Annotated in this window: 14 protein-coding genes and 1 pseudogene; 9 read left to right on the top strand and 6 right to left on the bottom strand. The window is 47.8% G+C overall.

Annotated features, from left to right (window positions below; translation table 11 throughout):
• Window positions 1–52: 52 nt before the first annotated feature.
• The 3 genes and pseudogenes from AB7D94_RS11505 to tnpA all read right to left on the bottom strand — a co-directional run.
• A pseudogene (locus tag AB7D94_RS11505) lies at window positions 53–184 on the bottom strand (IS200/IS605 family transposase); the annotation flags it as partial.
• A gap of 14 nt (window positions 185–198) precedes the next feature.
• Entirely contained in the window at window positions 199–1731 is a 1533-nt protein-coding gene (locus tag AB7D94_RS11510) for a transposase (RefSeq protein WP_420266026.1), read from the bottom strand.
• Window positions 1732–1798: 67 nt separating this feature from the next.
• On the bottom strand, window positions 1799–2077 hold the full coding sequence (gene tnpA, locus AB7D94_RS11515) for an IS200/IS605 family transposase (RefSeq protein ID WP_420266027.1): 279 nt from the start codon (window positions 2075–2077) through the stop codon (window positions 1799–1801).
• Between the two features lie 328 nt (window positions 2078–2405).
• Between tnpA and AB7D94_RS11520 the strand changes: the two genes are divergently transcribed.
• From AB7D94_RS11520 to AB7D94_RS11550, 7 genes are read left to right on the top strand one after another with little or no spacing between them, the layout of a single operon-like run.
• Window positions 2406–3095: a helix-turn-helix domain-containing protein gene (locus AB7D94_RS11520; RefSeq protein WP_420266028.1), complete on the top strand. Its 690-nt coding sequence runs from the start codon at window positions 2406–2408 to the stop codon at window positions 3093–3095.
• 16 nt (window positions 3096–3111) lie between these two features.
• The gene (hyfB, locus tag AB7D94_RS11525; protein WP_420266029.1) at window positions 3112–5151 is read left to right on the top strand and encodes a hydrogenase 4 subunit B; all 2040 of its coding nucleotides are present in this window, start codon (window positions 3112–3114) and stop codon (window positions 5149–5151) included.
• Window positions 5148–6095 carry a respiratory chain complex I subunit 1 family protein gene (locus tag AB7D94_RS11530; RefSeq protein WP_420266030.1) on the top strand — a complete coding sequence of 316 codons (948 nt, stop codon included), beginning with the start codon at window positions 5148–5150 and terminating at the stop codon, window positions 6093–6095. The genes hyfB and AB7D94_RS11530 overlap by 4 nt, the downstream gene beginning before the upstream one ends.
• 1 nt (window position 6096) lies before the next feature.
• Entirely contained in the window at window positions 6097–6762 is a 666-nt protein-coding gene (locus tag AB7D94_RS11535; protein ID WP_420266031.1) for a formate hydrogenlyase, read from the top strand.
• Window positions 6763–6780: 18 nt separating this feature from the next.
• Window positions 6781–8229: a hydrogenase 4 subunit F gene (locus AB7D94_RS11540; protein ID WP_420266032.1), complete on the top strand. Its 1449-nt coding sequence runs from the start codon at window positions 6781–6783 to the stop codon at window positions 8227–8229.
• Window positions 8226–9788 carry a hydrogenase large subunit gene (locus AB7D94_RS11545; RefSeq protein WP_420266033.1) on the top strand — a complete coding sequence of 521 codons (1563 nt, stop codon included), beginning with the start codon at window positions 8226–8228 and terminating at the stop codon, window positions 9786–9788. Before AB7D94_RS11540 ends, AB7D94_RS11545 begins: the two co-directional genes overlap by 4 nt.
• Entirely contained in the window at window positions 9785–10291 is a 507-nt protein-coding gene (locus tag AB7D94_RS11550) for an NADH-quinone oxidoreductase subunit B family protein (protein WP_420266034.1), read from the top strand. Before AB7D94_RS11545 ends, AB7D94_RS11550 begins: the two co-directional genes overlap by 4 nt.
• 11 nt (window positions 10292–10302) lie before the next feature.
• Here the strand turns inward: AB7D94_RS11550 and AB7D94_RS11555 are convergent, their stop codons facing one another.
• Both AB7D94_RS11555 and AB7D94_RS11560 read right to left on the bottom strand, forming a co-directional pair.
• Complete coding sequence (locus AB7D94_RS11555) at window positions 10303–10644, bottom strand: DMT family protein (protein WP_420266035.1); 342 nt, start codon at window positions 10642–10644, stop codon at window positions 10303–10305.
• A 5-nt stretch (window positions 10645–10649) separates the two neighbouring features.
• The gene (locus tag AB7D94_RS11560; RefSeq protein ID WP_420266036.1) at window positions 10650–11210 is read right to left on the bottom strand and encodes an LA_3696 family protein; all 561 of its coding nucleotides are present in this window, start codon (window positions 11208–11210) and stop codon (window positions 10650–10652) included.
• Window positions 11211–11345: 135 nt separating this feature from the next.
• On the opposite strand from AB7D94_RS11560, the gene AB7D94_RS11565 reads away from it, so the two are divergent.
• A complete protein-coding gene (locus AB7D94_RS11565; RefSeq protein WP_420266037.1) occupies window positions 11346–12230 on the top strand; it encodes an ABC transporter substrate-binding protein in 885 nt (294 codons plus the stop codon).
• Between the two features lie 86 nt (window positions 12231–12316).
• A complete protein-coding gene (locus AB7D94_RS11570) occupies window positions 12317–14581 on the top strand; it encodes a sensor histidine kinase (RefSeq protein WP_420266038.1) in 2265 nt (754 codons plus the stop codon).
• A 209-nt stretch (window positions 14582–14790) separates the two neighbouring features.
• Here the strand turns inward: AB7D94_RS11570 and AB7D94_RS11575 are convergent, their stop codons facing one another.
• The gene (locus tag AB7D94_RS11575; RefSeq protein ID WP_420266039.1) at window positions 14791–17121 is read right to left on the bottom strand and encodes an acetate/propionate family kinase; all 2331 of its coding nucleotides are present in this window, start codon (window positions 17119–17121) and stop codon (window positions 14791–14793) included.
• Window positions 17122–17253 lie beyond the last annotated feature (132 nt).

The following is a 17253-nucleotide window of genomic DNA, read 5'->3' on the forward strand; positions in this document are numbered from 1 at the left end:
GATAGGGATGCCCTCGCAGGGAAATCAACGGGTGTAGTTATTTAGACGCTTACTACTGCTTGACTAAAGCCAATGGAGCACCACCCACTGTGGCAACAAAATAGCTATTTGTCCAAAGCGAAGGAAGTCTGCTTTTGAGATGTCTAAACTCTTGCCGCAATATTCTGGAGCTATAGCCTTTAATCCTAAAAACGGCAGTTAAGTGTCAAAAGCACCTGGCATAAGTGCAAAATAAAATGGTTGAGCGGGTGGTTTTTGTAGAATTAGTCTAAAAGCACATGTGATAATAATCTTCATTTTTTCTGCAGTATTCAAATGCTCCGCATATGTTTTTAGTTTCTTGAGAAAGGCCGCCAATGCTATCAAAACGACTTGCACGTCACCTGCCCGGGCGTGAGTGCTCGTGATGGTAATATTGGTCTGTCCAGAATGTTTTGTTTGTTTCGCAACTGCATGGAGAAGCAGAGGGCGGCTGGTAAGTGCCTCATGGTGTTTAGTGGGATTGGCAAGACGAACAAAGATAGACCACCAGTCGTATATGAGTGCAACTATACGGCTTATCATCCTGCAGCGTTTAATATCATGCGTTGTGTAGCCTCCCCAGCCCCATTGGTTTTTTAACTCGTCAAGACAATTTTCCATGTCAGCACGATCACGATAGTGTTGAGCAATAGTCAGTATTTCGTCCTGCATAGACGTCACCAGCACTGCGTATTCATAGCGCTTAACCTTGTCAAGAGTTTCAACAAACGCAAGGTCAAGCTGCTCTGGAGTGTTACCGTCAACCATGGCCACTTCCCCCATCAGTTCCCTGCGAATTACGATTACACGCCGACTTTTACTCCAACCTGATAATTGTAATACCGCCTCTGTCCCACTAAACCCATATCCTGCATCTACCCAGCTGTCAGAGTTAAACAGCTTTTTAATAAGCCGTTTTACATTACTGGTAAGACGCAACTTTGACAAATAATGGATGCCGCGAGCCTCTGCCTCAGCTAATATAGGCTCTACACCAAAGGCCACATCTGCCCGAATGAATGCAGGTCTCTTATTTTCAGGCAGCGATTCAATAAGTTGCCACAAACCGGGGGCAACATGGTGGGAGCTGGAATGATTCCCTGCGTTAACCTCTACCGTCAGAGATAAACGCGTATTTGCCATAAAATAGCTGTGATAGCTATGGCAGGGACGGCCAGGTTTGACCGGATTGTACCCAACTACCGCTCCTTCCTGCTTGCCATAGAGACACTTTACCGTGGTATCTACATCCAGTATCCACGGACCAATAGACAAGGCTGGCCTTGTTACCCTCGATAATTGAGTTTCCAACCACTCTACTCCTTGCTGCTCATCCATACCCTTCAAAGCACGCCTCGCTGAGTCCTCGCTTACTACCTTTGTCATTCCTAATAAACTTGGATTTACTCCATCACTACGAATCGCCGTTATGTGGGCATACCGTCTTTGACCCGCTAATACCGATAACAACAATGTGCCCAGTACATCTTCCTTGGTCGGCGCATTAGAGCTACCGTACTGAAGCGGACATTCCTCTATGAACGCATCATACAATCCGCTTACCTTGATAAAATTAATGAAAAATGGAAGCTGTCCTAATGGCGTTACTGCCGCTTCTGGATTCCATTCTACGTGTACTTTTCCTCCATATGTATCCACACTGATACCATAACTTTTCTTCAATTCTCCTTTGTTTTGTCCTTCTCCCATTGGGTGAGTTCTCCTGCTTCTCTTTTTTGCCGTAACTCCTCGTCCTATATATTATTTTTTCCCTATGTCATAATTCAACTGCTTTTTCTAGGTTAATCAATTTAATCAACTTGTGGATGCCAAACTGCGGGTCTATATCAACAAGAAGGTGTACATGGTCTGGCATGACTTCCATTTCAATGATTTCCGCTCTAACGTCCAATGCTTTTTGCTCAACAAGCTGTTTCAGCCTATCGGCAACTTCATTGACAAGAACTTTACGTCTATACTTTGGACACCAGACAACATGGTATTTACAGGAATACACAATGTTATTATTGGCTTTAAGTTGAATATCCTTAGGCATCACGTATTATACAACATGGAGGTATCTAATTGCAAACTCTACAATCGCGGAGCAACTACGCCAACGACATGCCTTATATCCCCATACCTGAAGGTAGGGGTATTACGGCACATTCTGATAAGGCCGCTCAGCAATACTAACCTGCTGCCAGATAAATAAAAGCTAAGCGTCAGCCCCCCGTCGCTGAAACAGGACATTTCTACTTTGGTACGACAAAACCAAAAAAATCTATTGACAAACGATAATCCAACACAGTAGCATAGACAGGTTGTAACATACAATAACAATTGAGGACGATTTATGACAAAAAGAGACAATTGAGGACATTATGAACCTGACAGTAAAAGATGTGGCCACACTTTTAAATGTTTCCGATAAAACTATCTACCGGATGATACAAAATGACACAATCCCCTGTTTCAGAGTAGGTGGCCAATGGCGGTTTGACAGGAATGAGATCACCTCATGGCTTGAGGATAACAGGTCATTTTCTAAGAAGGCCGGTATTGATGAGCCCTCTTCTGAGGACGAGGAGATAATTTCCATCGCTGAGTTCATACAGCGGGGGGGGGTTTACTACAATATTCCAATTGGGCAAAAACAAGCTGTTATATTAAATTGTCTTAACCATATCCGCACAAGGATACCTGACATTGCCCCGCGTAAGCTCCTGGCCCCTATCATGGAGAGAGAGGGTTTGTGCTCAACCGCCGTTGGACATGGCATTGCTGTCCCTCATCCGGGGACATTCGCCTCGTTTACCTATGATTCCTATATTGCGCTGTGCCATCTGGAGCAACCGATGCCCTTTGATGCCCTTGATAAAGAAGATGTGAGTACACTCTTTTTTATCTTTCCAAAGAGTGAACGGCGTTTTTTAAGGATTCAGTCAGTCCTGTTGAGACTTTTGAAAGACGATGAGGTGTTATCTATCGTAAAGCAGGAATTGCCCAGGGATGTAATCACCCATATCCTATTTAAAAAAGAGGCCGAGATATTCGGCAGGTTATCTCTGTGACGGCAGAATTATCCTGATGATTTCCCCCATTGAATTATCAATAATCCCGGTCGTCGCGTTTATCATACCTGTGGTGTTTGTTGTGGTAATCGGCAATGACCGGCAGCGGTTGATACGTATGTCTTTTTCAGTGTCGGCGCTGGCTTCCTTCATCAGTGTCGTAGCGGGGGCCATGGCGGTTGCCGACCACAGCGTACAACAGTTAGTGCTTCCCCTGGGGTTGCCCACACTTCCATTTCATTTAAGGCTTGACCAGCTTTCCGGGTTTTTTATCTTTGTTGTTGGATTGCTTTCATTTTTCGTGTCTGTATATTCGGTGGGTTATGTCAGCGGCCTTGGCGCGGGCAAGCCAGTGAAGAGGCTTATAGTATTTTATAACATCTTTATTGCCGCAATGCTTATGGTGTGCCTTGCCGATGACGCGCTGTGTTTTCTGGTTGCGTGGGAGGTGATGGCGGCGTCGTCATACTTTTTGGTCATGTTTGAAGACGGGCGCAGTGAAAACAGGAGGGCAGCATATCTATACATGGTAATGGCTCATATCGGGGCAGTCCTGATACTCCTGTCCTTTGGTGTGATGGCGGGAGTTACGACGGGTTTTGAAGATTTTAGTTGTTATACCTTTGATGCTATGAGGGCGGCGAAGTTTCCACTTAAGTGGGCAACTGTGGCCTTTTTGCTTTCTTTTTTCGGCTTTGCGGCCAAGGCCGGCGTTATACCTTTCCATGTGTGGCTTCCTGAGGCGCATCCGGTTGCCCCGTCAAATGTCTCGGCCCTGATGTCCGGGGTAATGCTTAAAACCGCTATATACGGGATAGTGCGCATAACCTTTGACATCATAAAGGTGTTCCCGTGGTGGTGGGGCACTATGGTGCTTGTGCTGGGGTTGGTATCTGCCGTTATGGGCGTACTTTATGCGCTGATGCAGCATGATTTAAAAAAACTCCTTGCGTATCATTCGGTTGAAAATATAGGAATAATTCTTATAGGGATAGGGCTGTCTATGATATTTACCTCATTTCACCTGCCTGTGATGGCGGCCCTTGCCCTCATAGCCGGCCTGTACCATACGATGAATCACGCCATGTTTAAGGGGCTGCTGTTTATGGGAGCGGGGGCGGTTCTTCACGCCACGCACGAGAGAAATATGGATGAAATGGGGGGGCTTATTCACCTCATGCCGTGGACGTCCGCGTTTTTCCTCGTTGGCTGCATATCTATTTCGGCCCTGCCGCCTTTTAATGGTTTTGTATCTGAGTGGCTGACTTTTCAGGCGTTTCTGCTGTCACCGTCTCTGCCCATCCCGATGATGAAACTCCTTATCCCACTGGGGGCAGCCCTGCTTGCCTTAACCGGCGCCCTGGCGGCCGCCTGTTTTGTAAAGGTCTTTGGGGTCATATTTTTGGGGAACTGGCGCGGCCATAGCCAACATGTCGTAACTGAGGCCGGATGGTCTATGCGCGCAGGGATGAGCCTTGCGTCACTGGCCTGTCTATGTCTGGGAGTTCTGCCGGCCATTGTTATAAACTGGATGGATGCTATTTCTGAAAGTCTGTTAAATGCAAGGCTCGTTACCACGTCGGGGGTGTACGGCTGGATGTGGCTTACACCTGTTGACCCTGAACGCGCCTCCTACTCAGGGCCGCTTGTCCTTATCGGCATTGTTGCGGTATGTGCGGTAACCTATGTATTGCTCCATGTCAAGCCGGGCAACATAAGCAGGGTACCGGTATGGGATTGTGGATTTAAGAAACTTACCCCCAAAATGCAATATAACGCGGTATCTTTTTCAATGCCTTTTCGCAGGATATTTGGTTTTCTGTTTGATATAAAAGAACAGATACGCCTTACCCCGCAACGCCAACACCCAACATTCCCCGAGAACTCGCAGTACTATCTTCGCGTGAGAGACCGATTTTGGGGTTGGCTTTACAGGCCTGTTATTGATAGGGTCGTCTTGCTATCCAGAAAGGCCGGTATGCTTCAGCATGGGCGGATACATGTGTATCTTATATATTCATTTGTGACAATAATCGTCCTGCTGGCCCTGTTATGAAGGCGTTGAATTTAATCTTCATAGAGATTTTACAGGCCATAGTTGTCATTGCGCTGGCCCCTGCCTTTGCGGGATGGGTGGATATGCTTAAGTGTTGGACGCAGGGGAGGACATCTGCCGGGGTTATGCAGCCATACAGAAATATCGCAAAACTGTTCGTCAAGGATGTGGTCATCGCAGACAATGCCTCGTGGATATTTCGCTTTACGCCGTATTTGGTGTTTGGCAGCGCTGTTGTCGTTGGCAGTGTGGTGCCGATAATTTCGATGAACCTGTTTTTGGCCCCCAGTGCCGATATTATTGTGGTAATAGCGATTTTTGCAACCGCCAGATTTTTCATGGCATTGGCGGGGATGGACATAGGGACGGCGTTTGGGGGGATGGGTGCCTCCCGTGAGATGATGGTGGCCTCTCTTACAGAGCCTGCCATACTGATGGCTATTTTTACCGTTTCTCTGGCCGGGCGCTCAACGTCTCTGCTTCACATAGCCCGCGCGTTTGCAAGTGGTGCCCTTGTATTGAGGCCGTCCATTGTGTTTGCCGGCATAGCCTTTCTCTTTGTGGTTATTGCCGAGACCGGCAGGATTCCGGTTGATAACCCCTCCACACACCTTGAGTTGACTATGATACACGAGGCCATGATTCTGGAGTATTCGGGCAGGCACCTTGCGCTTATTGAGTGGGGGGCTATGATAAGATTTTTTCTCTTCGTTACACTTGGGATTGCGTGTTTCCTGCCGTGGGGAATTGCGGTCACGGATAATGCGGGAGATATTGCGACATCTGTGTTTCTTATGGTTATAAAGCTTGGTGTTGCGGGGATTGTTTTGGTGGCCATAGAGACGGGGCTTGCGAAGATGAGATTATTCCGATTAACTGAATTCCTTGGGGCGGCGTTTTTAATGGCAACCCTTGGGGTGATTGCCTTTTTTATCCTGGAGTGATATGAACTTACAAGTGCTGGCACAGGTGAATAGTTTTTTGGCGGCGTTGGTATTGCTGACGGCCTTTGCGATGCTGTCGCAGAGAAAGATAAATAGTTTGGTTACATTATTCGCGTGGCAGGGGCTGTTTCTCTCAATAAACACGGCGGTTGTCGGCTTTGTGGCCTCCAAACACCACCTTTATATATCGTCGCTCTTAACGCTGTCAATAAAGGTAATCCTGCTGCCGTATATATTGCATGTCCTTGTGGTGCGTCTTAAGATCAGAAAAGAGGTGGAGACAATCGTCAATATACCAACGACGATGTTGATAGGGATTGCGCTTGTGATTTTTTCCTATCATCTTACCGCCCCTGTCAGGGAGATGTCCACTCTCATAACCCGTTCCACGCTTGCGGTTGCCCTTGCAACGGTTATGATAGGTCTGCTTATGATGATTACAAGGAAACATGCCGTTACCCAGATAATTGGATTTCTGGCGATGGAAAATGGACTTTTTTTTGCTGCTACCAGTGCGACATACGGTATGCCTCTGGTTGTGGAACTCGGAGTTGCCCTTGATGTCCTGATTGCCGCCTTTATATTCGGTATATTTTTCTTTCATATCAGCACCACATTTGACAGCCTGAGTGTGGAGCAGATGGAAAGCCTGAGGGAGGATAACTGACACTGTGAGAAACGTGGCATGATACTACTGGTGCTTATTATAACGCCATTTGTGGCAGCCCTGATTTTGGCCTTTATTGGTGACAGGAGGTTTGCCCCCACTATAAATATTTTTTGCTCGTTTCTGACTTTGATGGCCGCGGTGGCCCTTGCCATTGAGGTTTACAAACATGGGCCGATTATAGCCGGAGGGAAATTCTTCTTTGTTGACGCCTTCAGCGTATATCTGTCTGTGTTAACCGCCTTTGTCTCAATGACCACGGCCGTCTTTAGCCGCGGGTATATGCAAAGAGAGAGGGAACACGGGCGGGTCGGGCATGTGCGAATGCGGTTTTATCACGCAATGTTTCAGATGTTTATGTTTGCCATGCTCTTGTGTCTTCTGACCAACAACATAGGGGTGTTGTGGATTTCAATGGAACTCGCTACCTTATCCACAGTGCTTCTTGTCTCGCTCTACCGTACGCCTAATGCCATTGAGGCCGCGTGGAAGTATTTTATACTCTGCGGCGTTGGTATTGCCCAGGCCCTTTTTGGTACCGTGCTTCTGTATTTTGCCGCCGAGAAGGTCATAGGAGAGGGGGGGGAGGCACTTCTTTGGACAAACCTTATCGGTGTAAGCGGCAGCCTTGAGCCGACTGTTCTTTCGCTTGCCTTCGTCTTTCTTGTCGTGGGATATGGCACAAAGGTTGGCCTTGTCCCTTTGCACAATTGGCTCCCTGACGCACATAGCGAAGGCCCCACGCCAATATCGGCGGTGCTGTCAGGGCTTTTGCTGAATATCGCCCTGTATGCCCTTGTCAGGTGTAAGGTGCTTGTGGATGGCTCAACGCACACACATTATGCCGGAAACATTATGATGGGTTTTGGGATTGTCTCCATCGTGGTCGCCTCATTTTCCATTCTCAGACAAAAAGATATAAAACGTATGTTTTCATATTCGTCTATTGAGCATATGGGAATCGCGACGTTTGCCTTTGGCCTTGGAGGCTCTATCGCCACTTTTGGCGCACTGTTGCATATGCTGATGCACAGCCTTACGAAGTCCTCTATATTTTTTACGGTAGGGCACGCCTGCCAGATGCACCGCACGCAGGAAATCGCAAGGATAAAGGGATTGTTTCAGGGGGATCCCTTCGTTGGCTGGTCACTGATGTTGGGCGCTATGGCAATTGCCGGTATGCCGCCCTTTGGGATTTTCACCAGTGAATTTCTGATATTGACCGCTACCATAAAAGACGTCCCGCTGTTGGCGCCTTTTATACTTATCGGACTGGCTGTGGCGTTTGCCGGACTTCTCAGAAAGGTGCAATATATGGTGTCAGGGGATATGCCCTCGTACTTTGAACCGATCAAAACAGCCCGCGCGCCGGTTATCTTTCACATGGCCATGGTGCTTGTCCTGGCTTTTTACATACCGGGGTTCCTTAATAAGTGGTTTCAGGCGGCGGTGGAGTTATTGAAATGAAGAGATTAGAAACGGCACTGAGGGCCGTGTTTGGCGATGATATAAAGCCAGATGGGCACAGAGAGCCGGTTACGTTTACGGTGCCGGTGGCGATGTTTGCGGAGGCGGCAAGGACGCTAAAGGAATCATACGCATTCCTTTGTGCGGAGTGGACTACTGACGATACTAACTCAGGCAGGGGTTATGGCATTTACGCCTGTTTCAGGCATAGCAGTGAATACCTGATAGTGAAGTCTGAATTGTCCGCGGATAGCCCGGAGTTTCCAAGCCTTGTCAAACACTTTGTGCCTGCTTATAGATTTGAACGCCAGGTACGTAGCCTTATGGGCGTTACCCCTGTCGGGCATCCTGACGACAGGCCATGGATTAAATTTGAGGACTGGCCACAGGACGCGTGGCCGCTGAGAAAATCATTTGACGCCTCAACGCGTATGGCGCGCCATGATGGTGAGTACGCATGGCTTAGGGCCGGGGGGGAGGGCGTATATGAGATTCCGGTTGGCCCTGTTCACGCTGGTATAATTGAACCCGGGCATTTCAGGTTTCAGGCGGTTGGTGAGACCATAGTAAACCTTGAAGAGCGTCTTGGCTATGTCCACAAGGGGATAGAGAAGAGGTTTGAGGCGATGGCGTGGGAGACGGCCGTTAGATTAGCAGGGCGCGTGTCGGGTGATACCACAGTGGCGCACTCATTGGCCTACTGTATGGCCCTTGAGTCAATGACACACTGCCATGTGCCTGAAAGGGCGCAGTGGCTCAGGGCGCTGTTTCTTGAGCGCGAACGAATTGCCAACCATCTTGGAGATATTGGGGCTATCTGTAACGACGCGGCCTTTGCCTTTATGTTATATCAGTGCTCAAGGCTTAAGGAGGCCATGCTTGCCACTAACCATAGGCTCTTTGGGCACAGGTTTATGATGGACAAGGTTATCCCCGGTGGTGTGACTGTTGATATAGATTTAACGGCAAAAATAGAGATACTGTCCGAGCTGGATTTTCTTGACAGGGATTTCCACAGGCTGGTTCGTATTTATGAAGAGAGCTCCTCGCTTGAGGACAGGGTGCGTGGCACGGGCATACTCACATCGGAATTGGCAAGAGAGCTGTGTACGGTAGGGGTAGTTGCCCGCGCCAGTGGTTTAAATGTGGACTGCAGGGTTCACAACCCTTTTCCTCCGTATGATTCAATTGGGGTGGACTCTCCGGTGCTTGTTGCGGGGGATGTTCACGCGAGGGTGTGGGTGAGGGTAGTCGAAATAAGGGCGTCTATGAGTATCATGCGCAGTATCCTTGCTAAGATACCCGTTGGCCCGATAGCCGTTGAGTGCGGCGCTGTGTTGCCTGATACAACGGGGTTTGCGGCGGTAGAGGGCTGGCGGGGTGAGATAATCTACTGGCTGCAGGCCGGCCAGCGTGGACAGATAAACAGGTGCATGGTCAGAGACCCGTCCAGCGTAAACTGGTTAGCGCTTGAACAGGCCATTAAGGGCAACATCGTCCCTGACTTCCCGATTTGCAACAAGAGCTTTAACCAATCATATTCGGGGCATGATTTATGATTAGAATCCTGCGCCAAATACTCCGCACCGGCATAGTTACCGGTAAAACCCCTCAGGTTGACGACCCCAATATCAAGACCAAAGGAATCAACTTAGAGGACACCGTAAAGAAGTGTTTCAGGAGGAGTTTGACGGTAAGGGAGGTGGACGCTGGTTCTTGTAATGGATGTGAACTTGAGATTCATGCCATAAATAATCCCGTTTACGACTGCGAGAGATTGGGTATACATTTTACAGCCTCACCGAGGTTTGCCGACATCTTACTCGTTACAGGGCCGGTAGCAATAAATATGGAAATAGCCCTGAGGAGGACATATGACGCCACGCCAGCACCCAAAATAGTGATTGCCGTTGGGGACTGCGCCTGTAATGGCGGCATATTCGGAGAGACCTATGCCTCACTAGGAGGCATTGATAAGGTTATTCCGGTAAACGTCTATATACCGGGCTGCCCCCCGACGCCCGCCGACATACTGAATGGATTTTATAAGATATTTCTCTGATGTAATTTACCTCAGTACCGGAATATGAAATACACCGCCCCTAAGAGACACAACCCCGCCCATAAGTAGTCCAGCTTTAAAGGCTGACCCATGTAAAATATGGCAAAGGGAACGAACACTGAAAGGGTAATCACCTCCTGGAGCATCTTCAGTTGAGATAAACTCATCTTATCATAGCCGATTCTATTGGCAGGCACCTGAAAGATATACTCTACGAGGGCTATTGACCAGCTTACTACTACGGCCACATACCAGGCCTTCCCTCTGAGGCTCTTCAGGTGCCCGTACCACGCAAACGTCATAAAGACGTTGGACAATACCAGTAAGCAGACTGTCTTAAGTACTATAGGCAAGTGGGCTATTTAACTGCAAAGAATTTAAACAGGGCGACCATGACGGCAGTTTGGCCTATCCAGAAAAGAAACATCCACTTGATTATTTCAGCCTTGCAGTTGGCAATCTCCGCCCGTAGTCTGCCAGTTTCCTCTGAGATGCGCTCGTTGACCTTACTAATCTCAACCCGTAGCTTTCCTGATTCCTCTGAAATGCGCTCGTTGACTTTACCTATCTCAACTGAAATGCGCTCGTTGACTTTACCTATCTCAACTGAGATGCGCTCGTTGACCTTACTAATCTCAACCCGTAGCTTTCCTGATTCCTCTGAAATGCGCTCGTCGACTTTACCTATCTCAACCCGTAGCTTTCCTGATTCCTCTGAGATGCGCTCGTTGACTTTACCAATGTCAATCCGTAGCTTGCCTGATTCCTCAACAAGACGGCGTTCAAACCGCTCCGCAGCGATAGCAATAGCGTCTTTTCTGGCACCTAAGTCTATATCGTTGATAAGGGTGGCGAAGTCTTCGCTGGCCTCATCCCCAAGGCGCTCTCTTATCGAACGAGGTATCGCTATCACACTCATGTCTTTACAGTACCAGAAAACTAATTATATGTCAACATGCGGTGCAGGGCAAACGCATTCAACAGAAAAGTTTTTTCCATTATCAGGTGAAAAATGTTACAATTAACACATGGCAGATGCAAAGAAAGGGCGGGTATGAGATTATCTGCATGGCTATATTGTAAAGGTTATATCAAAGCTGCAATAACTGTTTTGGTTGCGGTGATAGTTGCTTGCGGCTGCCAGAAGCAGTCAGACAAATCATCGCAAAAGACAGATGGGCAGGCCTTGAGGCTTGCCACCAGCACGACCACCGTTGAGTCCGGCCTGCTGGACAGGCTTATTCCTGTTTTTGAGAAGAAGTATGGAATCAACGTGGAAATACTCATAAGTGGAAGCGGCGAGGCTCTTCAGAAGGCCAGAGATGGTTTTGCTGATGTTGTTTTAGTCCATTCAAGAGAGGAAGAGGATAAATTCGTATCGGAGGGCTATGGCATCAACAGGAAGGATGTCATGTATAATGACTTTATAATACTTGGCCCGCCCGATGACCCTATACATTTAAAAGAGGAAAAGGACGCACTGTCGGCCTTTAAGGCGATTTCGGACAAAAAAGCCCTTTTTATCTCACGAGGAAAGAATGCTGGCACACATGCCAGAGAAAAGAGCCTTTGGAAGCTGCTTGACATAAAACCGTCAGGCCAGTGGTATTTATCTGATAGTAAAGACCAGCTTTCGATGCTCAGAACGGCCTCAGAAAGAAAGGCGTATTGTTTGGCAGACAGAAGTTCTTACCTTTTTAACAAGGGAGAGTTGAACCTCGTGATTGTCATGGAAGGAGACAGGAAATTATTTAATCCTTACGGCGTTATAGCCGTCAGCCCGGCGAAGGTTGCCGGTGTGAATTTTGAAGCGGCCATGAAGTTTATTGATTTTATCACATCCGTAGATGGTCAGGAGATAATCTGCTATTATGGAAAAATGAAATACAACAAGGGCTTATTTATTCCTCTGTCACTTAAAAATTACACGTGCCAATGAAAAAATTACAAAACAGAATACTGATAAATTTTCTTCCACTGATTATAATTCCAGCTTTAATTATAATTATAGTCTGCATGACGATAATGGAAAGACAGATCAGTGAAAGTTTTGCATTGATGCTCGCCAGCGGCCTCAAGGGAATTCATGAGGAGTTTGAGTTTTCAGAACAGCGGCTTCTTGATAGCGTCCGCCAAGCCGCCACAGAAGGGGGGCTGGTGAAAATGGCCGAACTTAGGGACGGAAAAGCCCTGTTAAGCAAACTGCCAAATCTAAAGGCCCTGTTGGCAGCGAGCGACATTAGAGTTTATGACCACGAAGGATTAATGCTGGCGGATGGGTACTTCAGGGAGCCGCTGGAAGGTGAACGCGGAGTTAATAAAGATATGCTGGCACGTGTACTCAAAGGGGAAGATGTAAGCGCCACAATAGGCGATGAAGATGGAATAGAGTTTGCTGCCCTTGCGCAAATCAGGGCAAAAGGTGAACTTGTTGGAGTTTTAGAGGTTACCAAGCATTTGGATTATGACTTATTGACGCACATGAAGAATGAATTTGGAGTAGAAATTATTGTTTATAACGGCGACCTCCCACAGGCTACTACTATTATGAATAACAGCGTATTTTCGGACTCGAATCTCAAGACATTGATTAACAAGGTAAATACACAGCAAAGGCAAATAGATAAAGAGATGGCGATTGGCGGGGTAAGGTGTTATGTCGCGGCCAAACCTATGGAGCTTGATAATGGCCGAACAGGAGTCATTGTGGTTGCGATGTCCGGCGAAAAAACTTACAGGCAGAGGATGATACTTAAGATAGCCGCGCCGCTTTCTGTTGTCATCCTGTTATTAATCTCCTTCTATGTATCACGCAGGGTATCGTTAAAAGTCGTCGAGCCTATAAAGACGCTGTGTAAGGTTGCTCAGGAAATCTCCGAAGGTTCCGGTTCTGCCTCTGCAGATATCAAATCCGACGATGAGGTTGGCGTTTTGGCCGATTCCTTTAACAAGATGATCAAAGAGTTAAGAATGCACCAAGACCACCTCAATGAACTTGTCGGGGAGAAAACCAGTGAATTAATAGAAACTAACGCGGAATTGTTAAACGAGATGGTAGAGCGCAAGAGGGCGCAGGCACAGAGAGAACTAACCATGAACCTCCTGCAGAACATCTCAGACAATGTCCCCGGCGCCATATACCAATTCAGATTGCACCCGGATGGAAGCAGTTGTTTTCCCTATGCCAGCGCAGCCTTTCGTGATATATACCGAATCACCCCGGAGGAAGTTCGCGATGACGCCTCAAGGGTTTTCACCGTCTTGCACCCGGACGAACACGACGACTTCCTTGCCTCTATCAGAAAATCGGCTACCGACCTTACACACTGGCATTACGAGGCGCTACTGGTATTTGACGATGGCACGACACGCTGGGCGCTCAACAGCGCGATGCCGCAGCGCGAGGGGGACGGCTCGGTCATCTGGCATGGCTTTGTCATGGACGTAACGCGGCGCAAGCAGTTGGAAGAGGAACTGTTGGAGTTAAACAGGACACTGGAGCAGCGTGTGGAAGATGGAATAAGTAAGATTGTATATCAGAAGCAGATGCTCATTCAGCAGTCAAAAATGGCGGCGATGGGGGAGATGATAGGACTAATAGCGCATCAATGGAGGCAGCCTCTTAATGCCATAGGTTTAAACGTGCAGGATTTAAAGGATGCGTATGACTTCGGAGAGCTTGACGAGAAATCTATAAAACAGGTCGTTGATATAACAATGGATCAGATAAACTTTATGTCAAAGACGATAGACGATTTCAAGAACTTTTTCAAGCCGTCAAAGATGAAACTACGCTTCGACGTGAAAAAGAACATAGAGGAAATATTCTCAATGTTTCAACAGGTGTTTGTGAAAGCCAGGGTGGATGTTTCCATAAAATCTGTCCACGACGCATTGCTGTTTACAGAGGGATATCCAAATGAATTTAAGCAGGTAATACTCAACATCCTGAATAACTCAAAGGACGCCATCAGTTCTAAGAGAGACAACAGCGCCTCATCGCCAACGCGCGGACAGATAGAAATAGCCATCGAAAATAGTGAACAGAGAGATAAAATAATAATCTCAATAAGGGACAACGGCGGCGGCATTCCAGAAGACATAATAGGTAAAATCTTTGACCACTACTTTTCGACAAAGGGACAGGAAGGCACGGGACTTGGACTTTACATGTCAAAAACAATAGTAGAGACGAACATGGGCGGCACCCTGACAGTCAGAAACGTTGGGGATGGGGCAGAGTTTATGATAAGTTTAGATGTGGAGCCGCACACACAGGAAGATTCATAGTACATATTATCACATGCGCTTTTAGACTAATTCTACAAAAACCACCCGATTAACCATTTTATTTTGCACTTATGCCAGGTGCTTTTGACACGTAACTGCCGTTTTTAGGTTTATGTGAAGATGGTGCCGTGCTTACCGTGCACCATCTTTAATCCTGGTGTTTAACAGACTGAGAGCATTACCCTTAGGATGCGGCAACCTTGCGGCGCTTACATAAACGCCCTTGCCTGGATGCCTTCTATATAGCCTGTCATGCCCACTGAGTGCTGCACTGCGTTTCCCTCGTCTGTGTCTATGTGCATGTCGAGCCTGAAGTCGTGGTTGACCCTTATCAACACATCCCCGAATATCAGCTCCCTGTTGCTCTTTATCTTGACAAGCACGACATCCTTGTCCCTCAGGCCAAAGCGCAGGGCGTCCTCTGTTGACATGTGTATATGTCTTCGGGCGCATATGACGCCTTTTTCCATCTTTAATAACCGTCCGCCCGTTCCCTCAAGCGTAATGCCCGGTGTGCCTTCTATATCCCCTGAGTCCCTGACAGGGGCGTCTATCCCGAGCTTGAACTCCTCTGTCCTTGAGATTTCCACCTGACAGTCCTTTCTGAATGGACCTAGTATTCTGACCTTATCTACCCTGCCCTTTGGGCCGAGGAGATTTACCGTTTCCTCGGCGGCGAACTGCCCGGGCTGGCTTAACGGCGCCCTCGGCGTAAGTGTCATGCCAGGGCCAAACAACTGCTCAAATGCCGCGGGGGTTAGATGTACATGGTGTGCCGAGACATTAATCGGTATGGGCATGTTCTTGTAGTCTTCGGTTCTGCTCTTTGATGACTGAAACCTGCCCATCGCGTGCAGGGTCTCTCTGGCTATCATCTTCTTCTCATCAGGCTGGATTATGAGGATTTTTACCCTTGATTTCTCGTCCGAGACGTCCTCCACCTGCATGGTCAGAGGTCTGTTCATTTTGTTCAACTCGCTGTCGGGGGTGATTCCGAAGCCCTCAAGCCCCTGGCATACCCTTGCCCTTATTTCATAAGAACCGGCTCCAATGCCACCCGTAAACACTAAGACGTCAAGGCCCCCCAACGCCGCGATATATGCCCCGATGTATTTTTTTACCCTGTAGCAGAACATCCTGATGGCGTTTTCGGCCATCGCGTTTCCCTGTTCCGCCGCCGTGAGTATGTCAGTCATGTAGGCGCTTACACCAGACAGGCCCTTTAGACCGCTTTCGTTGTTTAATATCCTGTTAAGCTCTTCGGGCAGGTAGCCTAACTGCATCAAATAGATGAGCACACCGGGGTCAATATCCCCGCTTCGGGTTCCCATTATCAGCCCCTCAAGCGGTGTCATACCCATGCTGGTGTCAATGCTTCTGCCGTGGTCTATGGCGCATACTGAGGAGCCGTGCCCCAGATGGCAGGATATTATCTTGAGTTCCTTAACGGGGCGCTTTAAGAACTCGGCAGCCTTTAACATGACGAAATTGTGGTTTGTCCCGTGAAACCCATACCTGCGTATGGCATCATCCTCGTTGAGGCGCTTTGACAGGGCATACCGGTAGGCGTGTTCAGGCATATTTCTGTGAAACGCCGTATCGAAAACCGCTACGTGGACAGCCGAGGGAATGAGCTTAATCATGGCCTCAATCCCTGCCAGGTTATATGGATTGTGCAGGGGGGCCAGGATGCCAAACCCGCGTATGCAGGTTATTACGTCTTCATTTATCACTACCGAATTATAGAATATGTTTCCGCCGTGGACAACCCTGTGGCCTACGGCCTTTATATCTTCAATATCTTTTATATATCCCTTTTTGGGGTCGGAGATGGCGTCTATCATGGACTTTAAGGCCGCCGGTATATCCTGAAGGTACTGCCGCTGCTCCATGCCGCCAAGTGGAGAGTGAATCACATGAGAGGAATCCTCTGAGCCGATCTTTTCAATATGGCCATCCACCAGCGGTACGCTGTAGGCCGTATTAAACAGCGTATATTTCAGAGAGGTGCTGCGGCTGTTAACCACAAGGATTTTTATCGGGTCAACCGCGGATGAAAAATCAAGGTCATACGGGTCATTGTTTACTTTTATTGCCCTCTCTCTCACCTCATCCCATGCGGTCTCGGTCTGTCTCCTGACCAGACGTTTTGTAATGGTCTGGGCAAACTTCGAAAGGGTCTTAGGATTCTTAGCGAATATTGCCGATACCTCTTCTCTTGGGATACGAACCAGCGTGGATTTGTCTGTCGCTGTGACATCAACATCCGAGGGTTCTCCGGTAAGAATGGACATCTCTCCGAATATCTCACCGCGCGCTAAAGAGGCGATAGGTCTTCTGTTTCCCTCGTCGTCGTTTAGAACTATATCAACTTTTCCATCGTAAACAATCCACAGAAACCTGCCGATTTCGCCCCGCCTTTTGATCTCGGCACCTTTTTTGTATTCGACAGTCTCGGCGCTTTGTGCAATATGTTCAATTTCTTCTTTGGTTAAATCTTCAAACTGCCTGATTGACGTCAAAAACTTGATTAAATCCATCTGCTGCCTCCTTGAGTGCTGCAATCGTGGGGCTATTATAATATACCCTTGAGTTTATTAACAACTACGGCCATAACCTTTGTCGTACCAAAGTAGAAATGTCCTATTCTTACCAAAATAGAAATGTCCTAT

It is taken from the genome of Candidatus Magnetominusculus dajiuhuensis, assembly GCF_046044395.1.
In the GTDB taxonomy this organism is placed as follows: domain Bacteria; phylum Nitrospirota; class Thermodesulfovibrionia; order Thermodesulfovibrionales; family Magnetobacteriaceae; genus Magnetominusculus; species Magnetominusculus dajiuhuensis.